Consider the following 14,565-nt stretch of genomic DNA (forward strand, 5'->3'; position numbering starts at 1 on the left):
AATAAAAAAATGGGCGAAACGCCCATCCTTGAAACGCCGTCGAACAGCGGCGTTGAAAGTGTCCAGCTAACAAAAAGCCCCTTAAAAGGGGCTCCGCTAAAACTGGTTGCGGGGGCCGGATTTGAACCGACGACCTTCGGGTTATGAGCCCGACGAGCTACCAGACTGCTCCACCCCGCGACAAAGCTGGGGCGGAAGTATACGACCGATCCCTTACAGGGTCAATGTAACCTTCCACCTACAAGAAAGCCCGCAACAGCGGGCTCTCCTGATAATTGGTACCGAGAAGGGGACTCGAACCCCTACACCCTATGGGCACAACCACCTCAAGGTTGCGTGTCTACCAATTCCACCACCTCGGCAATACAGCGTTTACAACCCTTCTTACTTCTGCTCTTGAGCTGGAGGTACGTCAGTCGCTGGAGTAGCCGACTTTTGCTCTTGAAGCACCGGGACATCATCAGAAGCCGGTTTTGCTTTTGGTACTTCCAACACTGCTGGGTTTGGGAGACCTACTTGAGTCAGCACATGAGCTTTCTCTTTAGCAAAGTAACCTAACCCCAAGCTGGTTATGAAGAAACCGGCGGCAAGTATAGCAGTAAACTTACTAAGAAAGGTAGAGGAACCTTGGCTTCCGAACACAGTATTTGAAGCACCTGCACCGAAAGACGCACCAGCATCCGCACCTTTACCCTGTTGCAACAAAACCAGGGCAACTACGCCCAGGGCAGCCAACAGATGAAAAACGACTACGACTGTTTCCAGCATTTTTTCAGTTTCCCGCGGCGCGACAGATCGCACCGAACTCATCTGCATTCAGGGAAGCTCCACCAATGAGCCCCCCATCGATATCCGGCATGCCGAACAGTTCGACCGCATTGGCCGCCTTCACGCTGCCGCCGTATAGAAGCCGCACACCTTGTGCGACTTCAGAATTCTCTGCCGCTAACTGCGCGCGAATGGCTGCGTGCACATCCTGCGCCTGTTGCGGTGTAGCAGTCAGCCCGGTGCCAATGGCCCAGACCGGCTCGTAAGCGATTACTGCCTTTGCAAATGCACCAACACCCAGCTCCTCGATGATGCTGCCCAGCTGACGCGAGACAACTTCCAGAGTCTTGCCCGATTCACGCTGCTCCAGGGTCTCCCCTATGCACAACACGGGAATCAAGCCACAAGCCTGTGCAGCTGCGAACTTGCGATTGAGTGTCCCATCACGCTCGCCCATCATCTGACGGCGCTCGGAGTGCCCGACAAGCACATAGGAACAACCCGCATCAACCAGCTGACTCGGTGAAATCTCACCGGTCAACGCACCTTGCATGGGTTCCACCGCAGAGTTCTGCGCGCCGACCTGAATCGACTTGCCTTTCAAGCCATCAACCACTTGGTTGATATGCAAGCAAGGCGGGAAAACCGCAACATCAACACCGCCAGGCAAGGCCAAGTGACGAAGGCCATTGATCAGCTCAGCGACACTGGCGCGGGTACCGTGCATCTTCCAGTTACCAGCTACCATAGTGCGACGCATGCTGTACCTCGTCGGTCAAAGTGGGCGCAGATGTTACCCAACCACATCATCACTGGCAAGCCGAATTCAGGCGCAAATTTCAGTTACCAGTTTTGCCAGGTCTTCGGCGTGGCCGCGAACCTGCGTTTCGTCCTCGCCTTCGACCATGACACGCACCAACGGCTCTGTGCCGGACTTGCGCAACAACACGCGGCCACGCCCCGCCATTGCGAGGGTCACACGCTCACAGGCGTCTTTGACAGCAGGGTGCTCGATAGGGTTTTCGCCACCGGCAAAGCGCACATTCAGCAGAACCTGCGGGCATTTGCGCAGCGCCTGGCGCGCTTGAGCCAGACTCTCTTTGCGACGACGCAACGACAGCAGCACCTGCAGCGCAGCAATAATGGCATCGCCCGTGGTGGTGTGCTGGAAGCAAACCACATGCCCCGAGTTCTCTCCGCCCACCAGCCAGTTACGTTCCAGCAACTCGGCGATGACATAGCGGTCACCGACATTGGCGCGTACAAACGGAATCCCCAGCTCTGCCAAGGCCAACTCGAGCCCGAGGTTGCTCATCAGCGTGCCAACCACACCGCCTTGCAGCCTGTCACGCTCATGCAGGTCGCGGGCAATGATGAACAACAGCTCATCGCCATCCACCACTGCGCCGGTGTGATCCACCATCAATACGCGGTCACCGTCGCCATCGAAGGCAATGCCGAGGTCAGCGTGCTCAGCCAGGACAGCAGCCTGCAGCTGCTCCATATGCGTCGAGCCGCAGTTATCGTTGATGTTCAAACCATTTGGCTGGGCCGACAGCACCGTCACATCGGCGCCCAGCTCCTTGAATACGCTGGGAGCCACTTTGTAGGTTGCACCGTGAGCGCAGTCGACAACAATTTTGAGGCCGGCAAAATTGGTACTGGTCGGCACGCTGCTCTTGCAAAACTCGATGTAACGGCCCGAGGCATCATTGATACGCGAGACCTTGCCCAGTTTGCTGGACTCAACCACGGTCATCGGCGCATCCAGCAACTCTTCGATCATCAGTTCGATCTCGTCCGGCAGCTTGGTGCCCTGGCCCGAGAAGAACTTGATGCCGTTGTCATCATGGGGATTGTGCGAGGCACTGATCACGATACCGGCTTCAGCGTGGAAGGTACGCGTCAGGTAAGCGATTGCAGGTGTCGGCATGGGCCCCAGCAGCATGACATCGGCGCCTGCGGCAGACAGCCCCGCCTCCAGCGCAGATTCGAACATATAACCCGAGATGCGGGTGTCTTTGCCCACCAGGATGCGGCAAGCGCCCATGCTGCGGAACGCCATACCGGCCGCCCAACCCAGCTTGAGCATAAAATCAGGAGTAATCGGGAATTCGCCGACCCGACCACGAATACCGTCGGTGCCAAAATATTTTTTAGTCATAAGTGCTCCATCATTCTTATTCGGCTGATTCTACCGCGGCCAGCATGCGCACCACATCAACCGTCTCGGCGACGTCATGCACCCGCAAAATACGCGCGCCCTTGGTCACGGCAAGTGCCGCCAACGCCAGGCCACCGTGCAACCGCTCACCCACCGGGCGATTCAGGGCCAGCCCTATCATGCTCTTGCGCGACACGCCGACCAACAGGGGTCGACCAAGTGCGTGCAAGGCCTCCATATGCTTGAACAGGCTCAAGTTGTGTTGCAGGGTCTTGGCGAAGCCAAACCCGGGATCCAGGATAATCTGTTCGGCGGCGATACCCACCTTGGTGCACTCAGCCATTCTTTGCGCAAGAAACCCACTCACCTCCCCCACAAGATCATCGTAGTGCGGGCTGTCCTGCATATTGCCGGGCTCTCCCACCATATGCATAAGGCACACCGGCAGCCCGGTGGCCGCCGCCGCATCCAGGGCGCCATCACGCTGAAGGGAGCGCACATCATTGATCAGCCCGGCACCGAGGCGCGCCGTCTCGCGCATTACGGCGGGAGTCGAGGTGTCCACCGAAATGATCACGTCCAACTCACGGGCAATCCGCTCGACGATTGGCGCAACCCGCTCAAGTTCCTCCAAGGGGGAAACCACGCGAGCGCCCGGCCGAGTTGACTCACCACCGACATCAATCAGTGTCGCGCCGGCCGCCACCATCGCCTCGGCATGACGCAACGCGGCATCCTGCTGGCTGAAGCGGCCGCCGTCAGAAAAAGAATCGGGGGTTACATTAAGAATGCCCATGACATGCGTATGGGCCAAATCAAGAACCCGGTTGCCGCAAGGCAACCGGGTGGAGGACAGCACAGAAGTCATTTCAAACCTTAGTGGTCAGCTGCGGGGCCGCCGATCGGGGCTTCAGGGCGCTCGTTCTGCACCACAGGCGGGGTGCCCGAAGTGCCCGAACCACCTTCCCAATCCCGAGGCTCACGCGGTGCGCGACCCGCCATGATGTCGTCGATCTGATCGGCATCAATGGTTTCGTACTTCATCAGCGCATCAGCCATTGCATCCAGCTTGTCGCGGTTATCCGTCAGGATCTGCTTGGCCGTGCCGTAGCACTGGTCAATGATGCTGCGCACCTCGGAGTCGATCAGTTTGGCCGTCTCACCCGAGAAGCTGGCAGCTTGACCGCCACCACCACGCCCCAGGAACACTTCGCCTTCTTCCTCGGCATACATCAAAGGACCGAGTTTTTCCGACAAGCCCCACTTGGTCACCATGTTCCGTGCGATCTGGCTGGCACGCATGATGTCGTTGGAAGCACCGGTGGTCACACCGTCGAAGCCAAGCGTCATCTCTTCAGCAATCCGGCCGCCATACAGCGAACAGATCTGGCTGATCAGCGCCCGCTTGGAGAGGCTGTAACGATCCTCTTCCGGCAGGAACATGGTCACACCCAGCGCACGCCCACGAGGAATGATCGACACTTTGTAGACCGGGTCATGCTCAGGCACAACGCGACCAACAATGGCGTGACCGGCTTCGTGATAAGCGGTGTTCTGCTTCTCTTTCTCGGACATAACCATGGATTTGCGCTCGGCGCCCATCATGATCTTGTCTTTGGCCAGTTCGAACTCTTTCATTTCAACAATGCGCTTGCCGGTACGGGCAGCGAACAACGAAGCCTCGTTGACCAGGTTGGCCAGGTCGGCACCGGAGAAGCCTGGCGTACCACGGGCAATCACGGCCGGAGCCACGTCGTCACCCATTGGCACTTTGCGCATGTGTACTTTCAGGATCTGCTCACGACCGCGAATATCCGGCAGACCGACCACAACCTGACGGTCGAAACGGCCTGGACGCAGCAACGCCGGGTCGAGTACGTCCGGACGGTTGGTCGCGGCGATGACGATGATGCCATCATTCATTTCGAAGCCGTCCATCTCAACCAGCAATTGGTTGAGGGTCTGCTCGCGCTCATCATGACCGCCACCCATGCCGGCGCCACGATGGCGACCCACGGCATCGATTTCGTCGATGAAGATGATGCACGGCGCGTGCTTCTTGGCCTGCTCGAACATATCGCGGACACGGCTGGCACCGACACCGACGAACATTTCGACGAAGTCAGAACCGGAAATGGTGAAGAACGGCACCTTGGCTTCACCGGCAATTGCCTTGGCCAGCAAGGTTTTACCGGTACCCGGAGGACCGACCATCAGCACGCCGCGAGGAATGCGGCCGCCCAGGCGCTGGAACTTGCCCGGGTCACGCAGGAACTCAACCAGCTCGCCGACTTCTTCCTTGGCTTCATCACAACCTGCGACGTCAGCCAGGGTGGTCTTCACCTGATCTTCGGAAAGCAGGCGCGCCTTGCTCTTGCCGAAACTCATCGGCCCGCCCTTGCCTCCCGCACCACCTTGCATCTGGCGCATGAAGAACATGAACACGGCGATAATCACCAGGATCGGGAAGCTCGCTACCAACAACTGAGTCCAGATGCTCTGCTGCTCAGGCTGTTTGCCTTCAACCACTACGTGGTTATCCACCAGGTCGCCGATCAGACCGTTGTCCTGGATTGCCGGACGAATGGTCTTGAAGCTGTCGCCATCGTTGCGCTTGCCGGTGATCACGTAGCCATCAACCGCTACGCGCTCGACCTTGCCATCCTTAACTTGCTGGATGAAGTCGGAATAGTTGAGGGTCTGCGGCTCGTTAGGGCTGGAGAAGTTGTTCATCACCGTCACCAGGACAGCCGCGATGATCAACCACAGGATCAGATTCTTTGCCATATCGTTCAATTAACTACCCTCTGAAGCAAGCTCCGCTAGTGGCGCGCGCTTCGCATGATATTCACCGGCCTAACTTACTACATTACCTACAACTCTGGCAGGCGCCGTCTGTAACCCTTTGTGAAACTTTGACTACACAATATTCGTAAAGCTTCGTGACGAAAGCGATATAAAAAAACCTATCGCCCTCCTCGAATTCCTCAAAAACGCTCTTCGCTCTCAGCCCCTTCAACACCACGGAAGCCGCGGCACAGCAGGTATTGCTCGCGTGACCGGTCTCGCGAAGAGTCAGGTTTGCGCGTCTGTACCTTGTCGAACAGCTTGCGGATGTTCTTGTGGTACTCGTCAAAACCTTCGCCCTGGAAGACTTTCACCAGGAAATCACCGCCCGGACGCAAAACCCGACCCGCCAGATCCAGTGCCAACTCGCACAGGAACATGGCTCGCGGCATATCAACGGCCGGTAATCCACTCATATTGGGGGCCATGTCGGAAATCACAAGGTCTACCTGCGAATTTCCCACAGCCTCGAGAATCTCGGCCAGCACCGTGTCCTGGGTGAAGTCGCCGTGTACAAAGGTCACATCCGGGATGCTGTCCATCTCAAGGATGTCGGATGCGATCAATCGTCCTTGCCCACCAATCAGACGACTGGTCACTTGGGACCAGCCACCAGGGGCTGCGCCAAGGTCAATAACGCTCATACCTGGACGAATCAATTTGTCCTTGTCCTGGATCTCCAGCAGTTTGTAGCTGGCCCGGGAACGGTAGCCGTCCTTTTGCGCCTTTTTGACGTAAGGATCGTTGAAATGTTCTTGTAGCCACTTAAGGCTGGTTTTGGAACGGGCCACGGGCCACCTCGAAAATAAAACGGGTCGTGATTAACTGGGCGGTCCCGGACTCGCTCGGGTAAACTGGCCGCCGCTTTTTACAAGATCAGACGCAGGGGTCAGATTATGCCGCTCACTCAAGAGCAGAAGAAACAGTACAAATCCATTGGCCACCATCTGAAACCAGTTCTGATTGTGGCAGACAACGGTTTGACTGAAGGTGTGTTAGCCGAACTGGAACGCGCATTGAGCGATCACGAACTGATCAAGATCAAGGTCAACATCCTTGACCGCGAAGCGCGTTTGGCCGCCATTGCAGAACTGTGCAAGGTCGGCAAAGCGGACCTGGTCCAGGTCATCGGCAAGATGGCACTGCTGTATCGCAAGAACTTCAGCGTCAACAAGCAGCTGTCGAACGTACACCGCTTCAAGTAATACAAGGGTCACGGGCGTGCTTCGCGCGCCCTGCCGCTCCATCCCGGTGCCGGCTGTATAACCAGCACCAGGCCGGAGAACCCTAGCACAAGATAGCTGAATAGCTGCCAGCGCAACGCTTGCGGCAGCCACACATGCACCACGCAGAACATTGCGCACGCATACAGCGCCATCAACAGCAGTTGGCCGCGAATATCCCGCCACAAGCTCTCCAAACCCTCGGCCTTGACCAGCACCAATGCCTGGAGCGTCACGCACGCCGCTGCAAAACCCACCAGCAGCGCACTCAGCATTCCGTTGAGCTCATCAATCAGCAGCGGCGCCAGGCCAATCAGGCCCAACACCGGCAGCACACCGATATGCAACAACCACAGGCCGCCCACCCACAGCATCTGGGCAAGCTGCCAAAGCATGGCGCCCGCACGAAGCGGGCGCCGTCTTTCAGATGTGACGAACTTCAACAATCTCGTACTCGATTACACCACCGGGCGTTTTCACAGCCACCACATCACCCTCTTCCTTGGCAATCAAGGCGCGGGCCAGTGGCGAACCGACGGAGATTTTGCCGAGTTTGAAGTCGGCTTCGTCTTCACCGACGATGTGGTAAACCACGCTTTCGTCAGTTTCGACGTTGGCGATTTCCACGGTGGTGCCAAAAATCACTTTGCCGGTCTTCGGAATGGTCGTTACGTCGATCACCACCGAATTCTGCAGGCGGCCTTCGATATCACGGATCCGCGCCTCAACCATACCCTGCTGCTCACGGGCAGCATGGTATTCGGCGTTTTCCTTCAAATCACCCAGCTCGCGAGCCGTACCGATGTCCTGGCTCAGCTTTGGACGAACGACCTTGGTCAGATGGGCGTGTTCCTCTTCCAGGGCTTTAAAGCCCTGGACGGTCATTGGGTATTTGGTCATGCCTTCAATCCTGCGTGTAGATCCTGCAAGCGACGCACGGTCTTTTCCGGACCGAACTTGAGCGCTTCGCAGATGGCTTCGCCAGCAGCAATGGTGGTGGTGCAGTAGATCTTGTGCTGCAAGGCATTACGACGAATGGAATAGGAGTCCGCGATCGACTGGCGACCTTCGGTGGTGTTGATGATCAGGGTGACTTCGTCATTCTTGATCATGTCGACCACGTGCGGACGGCCTTCCGTTACCTTGTTCACGCGACGTACTTTCAGGCCGGCAGCCTCAATCAGCTTGGCCGTCCCGGCAGTCGCCACGACTTCAAAGCCCAAGTTGATCAGATCACGGGCCACGCCTGCAACCAGTGGCTTGTCATCATCACGCACGCTGATAAACGCAGTACCACCGGTCGGCAGCACTTCGCTGGCGCCCATCTGGGCCTTGGCGAACGCTTCACCGAAGGTATCGCCCACACCCATCACTTCACCGGTGGACTTCATCTCCGGGCCCAGGATCGGGTCCACGCCAGGGAATTTGGCGAAGGGGAACACCGCCTCTTTCACGCTGTAGAAGTTCGGAATGATTTCCTTGGTGAAGCCGATTTCCTTCAGGGTCTTACCGGCCATCACGCGAGCAGCGATCATGGCCAGGGACACACCGATGCACTTGGAAACAAATGGCACGGTACGCGAAGCGCGCGGGTTCACTTCGATGACGTAGATGTCTTCGCCTTGCAGCGCCAACTGAACGTTCATCAGGCCAACCACGCCCAGTTCCAGGGCCATTTTCTTGACCTGCTCACGCATCTCGTCCTGGATGTGCGCCGGCAGCGAGTACGGCGGCAGCGAGCAAGCGGAGTCACCGGAGTGAACGCCAGCCTGTTCAATGTGCTGCATGATCGCGCCGATGACAACGTCAGTGCCGTCGCACACCGCATCCACGTCCATTTCGATGGCGCAGTTGAGGAAGTGATCCAGCAGCACCGGGCTGTCGTTCGACACTTTCACCGCATCACGCAGGTAGCGCTTGAGTTCGTCTTCTTCGTAGACGATTTCCATCGCCCGGCCGCCCAATACGTAGGACGGACGCACCACCAGCGGGTAGCCGATCTTGCTGGCTGCGCGGATGGCTTCGTCTTCGCTGCGCACGGTGGCGTTTGGCGGCTGACGCAGGTTCAGGCGTTCAACCATTTGCTGGAAACGCTCACGGTCTTCAGCACGGTCGATGGCGTCAGGGCTGGTGCCGATGATCGGCACGCCGGCCGCTTCCAGGGCACGCGCCAGTTTCAGCGGGGTTTGGCCGCCGTACTGCACGATCACGCCTTTTGGCTTCTCGACGCGGCAGATTTCCAGCACGTCTTCCAGGGTGACCGGCTCGAAGTACAGGCGGTCGGAAGTGTCGTAGTCAGTGGAAACAGTTTCCGGGTTGCAGTTGACCATGATGGTCTCGTACCCGTCTTCGCGCAGCGCGAGGGCGGCGTGTACGCAGCAGTAGTCGAACTCGATGCCCTGGCCGATACGGTTCGGACCGCCACCCAGGATGATGATCTTGTCACGGCCCGACGGCGCAGCTTCGCACTCTTCCTCGTAGGTGGAGTACAGGTACGCAGTGTCGGTGGCGAACTCGGCGGCGCAGGTGTCAACGCGCTTGTAGACCGGGAAGATATCCAGCTTGTGCCGATGGGTACGCAGGTTCTTCTCGGTCACACCCAGCAGCTTGGCCAGACGCTGGTCAGAGAAGCCTTTGCGCTTGAGGCGGAACATCAGGTCGCGGTCGATGGAGGACAGACCGAGGGTCTTGACCTTCTCTTCTTCCTTGATCAGATCTTCGATCTGCACCAGGAACCAAGGGTCGATCATGTTCATGCCGAAGATATCTTCAACAGTCATGCCCGCGCGGAACGCGTCAGCCACGTACCAGATACGCTCGGCGCCCGGCACAGTCAGCTCGCGCTTGAGCACACTCATGCTTTCCGGGTTGCTCAGGTCGAGCTTCTCGTCCAGGCCGCAAACACCTACTTCCAGGCCACGCAGGGCTTTCTGCAGGGATTCCTGGAAGGTCCGGCCGATGGCCATGACTTCACCAACAGACTTCATCTGCGTGGTCAGGCGCGCATCGGCTTTCGGGAACTTCTCGAAGGCAAAGCGCGGCAGCTTGGTCACAACGTAGTCGATGGACGGCTCGAAAGACGCCGGCGTAGCGCCGCCCGTGATTTCGTTTTGCAGTTCGTCCAGGGTGTAACCGATCGCCAGCTTGGCAGCGATGCGCGCAATCGGGAAACCGGTTGCTTTCGATGCCAGCGCCGAAGAACGCGACACACGCGGGTTCATCTCGATGACGACCATGCGGCCGGTGTCCGGGCAGATACCGAACTGAACGTTGGAACCGCCGGTTTCAACGCCGATCTCACGCAGCACCGCCAACGAGGCGTTACGCATGATCTGGTATTCCTTGTCCGTCAGGGTCTGCGCCGGAGCAACGGTGATCGAGTCGCCGGTGTGCACGCCCATCGGGTCGAAGTTTTCGATGGAGCAGACGATGATGCAGTTGTCCTTTTTGTCGCGGACAACCTCCATCTCGTACTCTTTCCAGCCGATCAGGGATTCGTCGATCAGCAGCTCTTTGGTCGGCGACAGGTCCAGACCACGGGCGCAGATTTCTTCGAACTCTTCACGGTTGTAAGCGATGCCGCCACCGGTGCCGCCCATGGTGAAGGACGGACGGATAATGCACGGAAAGCCCAGCTTTTCGAGAACCGCATTGGCCTCTTCCATGCTGTGGGCAATGCCGGAGCGCGGGCAGTCAAGGCCGATGGATTTCATGGCCTTGTCGAAACGCGAACGGTCTTCAGCCTTGTCGATGGTGTCGGCGTTGGCGCCGATCATCTCTACGCCGAACTTCTCCAGAACGCCTTCGCGCTCCAGGTCCAGGGCGCAGTTCAATGCGGTCTGGCCACCCATGGTCGGCAGCAACGCGTCCGGACGCTCTTTTTCGATGATCTTGGCAACGGTCTGCCACTTGATCGGCTCGATGTAGGTGGCGTCGGCCATGTCCGGGTCGGTCATGATGGTGGCCGGGTTGGAGTTCACCAGGATGACGCGGTAACCCTCTTCGCGCAGGGCTTTACAGGCCTGGGCGCCGGAGTAGTCGAATTCGCAGGCCTGGCCGATCACGATCGGGCCAGCGCCGAGAATCAGGATGCTTTTTATGTCTGTACGTTTTGGCATGGGTTTGTCACTCAAATCCGCAGGTCAGTCGGCAAGCCGTCTTGAACAATCGTTGAAGAGCCTGCGGGGGCCACCGAGGTTCGGGGCCGCCCGCAGGCCTCTCAGTCAGCGTCGCTTGGCCATCTCATTGATGAAACGGTCGAACAGCGGCGCCACGTCGTTCGGGCCAGGGCTGGCTTCAGGGTGGCCCTGGAAGCTGAACGCGCTCTTGTCGGTGCGCTCGATGCCTTGCAAGGAGCCGTCGAACAGCGACTTGTGAATCGCGCGAACGTTGCTCGGCAGGGTGGCTTCATCCACCGCAAAACCGTGGTTCTGGCTGGTGATCATCACAACGCCGGTGTCCAGGTCTTGTACCGGGTGGTTGGCACCGTGATGGCCGTGGCCCATTTTCAGGGTTTTGGCGCCGGAGGCCAGGGCCAGCAGTTGGTGACCGAGGCAGATGCCGAATACCGGAATTTCGGTTTCCAGCACGTCCTTGATGGCCTGGATGGCGTAGTCGCATGGCTCAGGGTCACCCGGGCCGTTGGACAGGAACACGCCGTCCGGTTGCAGGGCCAGCACGTCGCTCGCAGGGGTTTGCGCCGGCACCACGGTCACGCGGCAGCCGCGTTCAACCAGCATGCGCAGGATGTTGTACTTCACGCCGTAGTCGTAGGCCACAACGTGGTATGGCAGATCAGCAGCTTCGAGGGTCGCGTGACTGTCGGTCTTCAAGTCCCAGACAGTGGAGCGCCACTCGTACCTCTCTTTGACGCTGACAACTTTTGCCAGGTCCATGCCTTTCAGGCCTGGGAAACCTTGCGCAGCAGCGATCGCCGCCTCTTCGGAGATAGCGTCACCGACCATGATGCAGCCGTTCTGCGAGCCTTTTTCACGCAGAATGCGTGTAAGGCGGCGCGTATCGATACCGGCGATCGCCACAACGTTGTTGGCTTTCAGATAATCGGACAGCGACATCGTGTTACGCCAGTTGCTCGCAACCAGGGGCAGGTCACGAATCACCAGACCGGCCGACCAGACACGATCAGACTCGACGTCTTCCGGTGTAGTACCGGTGTTGCCGATGTGCGGATAGGTCAGGGTAACGATCTGCTGGGCGTAGGAAGGATCGGTAAGGATTTCCTGATAGCCGGTCATGGCAGTGTTAAACACTACCTCTCCAACGGTTTGACCGTCGGCTCCAATGGCTTCGCCGCGAAAAATGCTGCCATCAGCAAGGGCGAGTATGGCTGGCTTAGTCAAGAAGACCTCCCGTAAATAAAGCCTGAAAGGGCGATCGCAGGTTGTAAAAAAGCGGAGTGACGTATGGACACGTCACCCCGCTTCTTCACTGAATTATTCTGCGCGCTTTTAGTGGACACACTAAAGCTGTAGCTTACAGAAAAAAGCTTTTTGGGTCCACCGCTAATGAGCCTTAAAGGCAGGGGAATGCGACAGGACGTCGCTTAGCGGGTAAAAACGGGGCCTAAGCATAAGCTTGAGGCCCGATTTTAGCTACTGATTAGTGCAGATCCAGCACGTCGCGCATGTCATACAGACCAGGCTCGCGACCTTCCAGCCAGAGCGCCGCACGCACCGCACCCTTGGCGAATGTCATGCGGCTGGAGGCCTTGTGCGTGATCTCCAGGCGCTCGCCTTCACTGGCAAACAGCACGGTGTGATCACCGACCACATCACCACCGCGCACCGTGGCAAAGCCGATGGTGTCACGGGCCCGCGCACCGGTATGGCCTTCACGGCCGTAAACAGCGACTTTGGACAGGTCGCGCCCCAGAGCATCGGCAATCGCCTCGCCCATGCGCAGCGCAGTACCCGACGGCGCATCGATCTTGTGGCGATGGTGGGTTTCGATGATCTCGATATCCGCCTCATCACCCAACACGCGCGCGGCCAGGTCCAGCAACTTGAGCGACAGGTTCACGCCGACGCTGAAGTTGGCGGCGAAGACGATCGGAATATCCTTGCCCGCCTCCACCAGCAACTGCTTTTGCTCGGCATTCAAGCCTGTGGTGCCAATCACCATGGCCTTGCCTGCCTTGCGGCAGAACGCCAGGTTTTTCAGCATCACTTCCGGCAGGGTGAAGTCGATCAGCACGTCGAATTCGTCAGCCACCTGCTCCAGGTTGCCCGACAACGAAACGCCGATGCGACCCAACGAGGCCAGTTCACCGGCATCAGCACCGATCAACGTGCTGCCGGGACGAACAATCGCCGCCGTCAGCCCGGAGGCCGGCGAGCGCTGCTGCACCGCCTCGACCAGCGTCTTGCCCATGCGCCCGGCAGCGCCCATTACGGCTATACGTCGCATATTCACGTCCTTACAAGTCGCCGAAGAAGCGCTTCACGCCATCGAAGAAGCCGGTGGTTTTCGGCGAATGGGAGTCATCGCCTTCCAACGAGCTGCGGAACTCTTCAAGCAGTTCGCGTTGACGGCGACCCAGATTGACCGGCGTTTCCACCGCCACACGGCACATCAAGTCGCCAGCACCGCCACCGCGCACCGGCGCAACGCCTTTGCCACGAATGCGGAACTGCTTGCCGGTCTGGGTGCCTTCCGGGATCTTGAGCTTGACCCGACCATCCAGGGTCGGAATTTCCAGCTCGCCACCCAATGCCGCGTCGACAAAGCTGATCGGCACTTCACAGAACAGGTGCTTGCCATCACGCTGGAAGATCGAGTGCTCACGCACATTGATCACCACGTACAGGTCGCCCGTCGGGCCACCTTGAGCGCCCGCCTCGCCTTCGCCCGACAGGCGAATACGGTCACCGGTATCAACACCCGCCGGCACTTTCACCGAAAGGGTTTTGTACTCTTCGACACGGCCTTCGCCATGGCAGGAGTCGCACGGGTCGGAAATGATCTTGCCCTGGCCATGGCAGCGCGGGCAGGTCTGCTGCACCGAGAAGAAGCCCTGTTGCATGCGCACCTGACCAATACCGCCACAGGTTGGGCAGGTGATCGGCGAGGAACCTTTCTTGGCCCCCGAACCGTCGCACGGCTTGCAGTTGACCAGCGTCGGCACACGGATATTGACCGTGGTACCGCGCACAGCTTCTTCCAGGTTCAGCTCCAGCGTGTAGCGCAAGTCACTGCCGCGCTGGGCACCGCCGCGCTGACCGCCACGGCCGCCGCCAAAAAAGTCACTGAACACATCGCCGAAAATATCGGAGAAGTTCTGACCACCAAAACCGGCACCGCCGCCGCCCATGCTCGGGTCGACACCGGCATGGCCATACTGATCGTAGGCCGCGCGCTTATTGGGATCACTCAGGCATTCGTAGGCCTCATTGGCCTCCTTGAACATCTCTTCGGATTCTTTGCTATCCGGATTACGGTCCGGGTGGTGCTTCATCGCCAGGCGACGGTAAGCCTTTTTCAGGTCCGCCTCGCTGGAGCTGCGCTCCACACCCAACACTTCGTAATAGTCACGCTTTGCCATAA

General features: G+C 58.6%; 13 protein-coding genes and 2 tRNA genes. 1 reads left to right on the forward strand and 14 read right to left on the reverse strand.

All coding sequences use genetic code 11. From position 1 onward, the window contains the following. Positions 1-103: 103 nt before the first annotated feature. The 8 genes from BLV67_RS25955 to rlmE all read right to left on the reverse strand — a co-directional run bounded on the left by BLV67_RS25955 (position 104) and on the right by rlmE (position 6,570). Positions 104-180 (reverse strand) — tRNA-Met (locus tag BLV67_RS25955). Positions 181-276: 96 nt separating this feature from the next. After that, positions 277-362: transfer RNA gene (locus BLV67_RS25960), tRNA-Leu, on the reverse strand. Positions 363-384: 22 nt separating this feature from the next. Continuing rightward, entirely contained in the window at positions 385-768 is a 384-nt protein-coding gene (gene secG / locus BLV67_RS25965) for a preprotein translocase subunit SecG (protein ID WP_010206600.1), read from the reverse strand. Between the two features lie 4 nt (positions 769-772). Further along, the gene (tpiA, locus tag BLV67_RS25970; protein ID WP_043051841.1) at positions 773-1,528 is read right to left on the reverse strand and encodes a triose-phosphate isomerase; all 756 of its coding nucleotides are present in this window, start codon (positions 1,526-1,528) and stop codon (positions 773-775) included. A 66-nt stretch (positions 1,529-1,594) separates the two neighbouring features. Next, positions 1,595-2,932 carry a phosphoglucosamine mutase gene (gene glmM, locus BLV67_RS25975; RefSeq protein WP_065911180.1) on the reverse strand — a complete coding sequence of 446 codons (1,338 nt, stop codon included), beginning with the start codon at positions 2,930-2,932 and terminating at the stop codon, positions 1,595-1,597. Between the two features lie 16 nt (positions 2,933-2,948). After that, a complete protein-coding gene (folP, locus tag BLV67_RS25980) occupies positions 2,949-3,800 on the reverse strand; it encodes a dihydropteroate synthase (RefSeq protein WP_069786511.1) in 852 nt (283 codons plus the stop codon). 8 nt (positions 3,801-3,808) lie between these two features. Continuing rightward, positions 3,809-5,719, reverse strand: coding sequence for an ATP-dependent zinc metalloprotease FtsH (ftsH, locus tag BLV67_RS25985; RefSeq protein ID WP_032865933.1), 1,911 nt, complete (start codon positions 5,717-5,719; stop codon positions 3,809-3,811). A gap of 200 nt (positions 5,720-5,919) precedes the next feature. After that, positions 5,920-6,570 (reverse strand): 23S rRNA (uridine(2552)-2'-O)-methyltransferase RlmE, encoded by a 651-nt coding sequence (gene rlmE, locus BLV67_RS25990; protein WP_017139255.1) that lies wholly within the window; start codon positions 6,568-6,570, stop codon positions 5,920-5,922. Between the two features lie 105 nt (positions 6,571-6,675). On the opposite strand from rlmE, the gene BLV67_RS25995 reads away from it, so the two are divergent. Continuing rightward, positions 6,676-6,984, forward strand: coding sequence for a YhbY family RNA-binding protein (locus BLV67_RS25995; protein WP_069786510.1), 309 nt, complete (start codon positions 6,676-6,678; stop codon positions 6,982-6,984). An 8-nt stretch (positions 6,985-6,992) separates the two neighbouring features. On the opposite strand, the gene BLV67_RS26000 is transcribed toward BLV67_RS25995, so the two are convergent. From BLV67_RS26000 to dnaJ, 6 genes are all read right to left on the reverse strand, one after another. Beyond that, positions 6,993-7,397 carry a hypothetical protein gene (locus BLV67_RS26000; protein ID WP_056858278.1) on the reverse strand — a complete coding sequence of 135 codons (405 nt, stop codon included), beginning with the start codon at positions 7,395-7,397 and terminating at the stop codon, positions 6,993-6,995. A 28-nt stretch (positions 7,398-7,425) separates the two neighbouring features. After that, entirely contained in the window at positions 7,426-7,902 is a 477-nt protein-coding gene (gene greA, locus BLV67_RS26005; RefSeq protein ID WP_025857108.1) for a transcription elongation factor GreA, read from the reverse strand. Next, entirely contained in the window at positions 7,899-11,120 is a 3,222-nt protein-coding gene (gene carB, locus BLV67_RS26010; RefSeq protein WP_058419962.1) for a carbamoyl-phosphate synthase large subunit, read from the reverse strand. The genes greA and carB overlap by 4 nt, the downstream gene beginning before the upstream one ends. Positions 11,121-11,225: 105 nt before the next feature. Beyond that, on the reverse strand, positions 11,226-12,362 hold the full coding sequence (gene carA / locus BLV67_RS26015) for a glutamine-hydrolyzing carbamoyl-phosphate synthase small subunit (protein ID WP_069786509.1): 1,137 nt from the start codon (positions 12,360-12,362) through the stop codon (positions 11,226-11,228). A gap of 259 nt (positions 12,363-12,621) precedes the next feature. Further along, positions 12,622-13,428, reverse strand: coding sequence for a 4-hydroxy-tetrahydrodipicolinate reductase (gene dapB / locus BLV67_RS26020; protein ID WP_069786508.1), 807 nt, complete (start codon positions 13,426-13,428; stop codon positions 12,622-12,624). Positions 13,429-13,438: 10 nt separating this feature from the next. Continuing rightward, on the reverse strand, positions 13,439-14,563 hold the full coding sequence (gene dnaJ / locus BLV67_RS26025; protein ID WP_056858273.1) for a molecular chaperone DnaJ: 1,125 nt from the start codon (positions 14,561-14,563) through the stop codon (positions 13,439-13,441). Positions 14,564-14,565: the final 2 nt, after the last annotated feature.

Origin of the sequence: Pseudomonas salomonii, assembly GCF_900107155.1 — a bacterium.
Classification (GTDB): domain Bacteria; phylum Pseudomonadota; class Gammaproteobacteria; order Pseudomonadales; family Pseudomonadaceae; genus Aquipseudomonas; species Aquipseudomonas salomonii.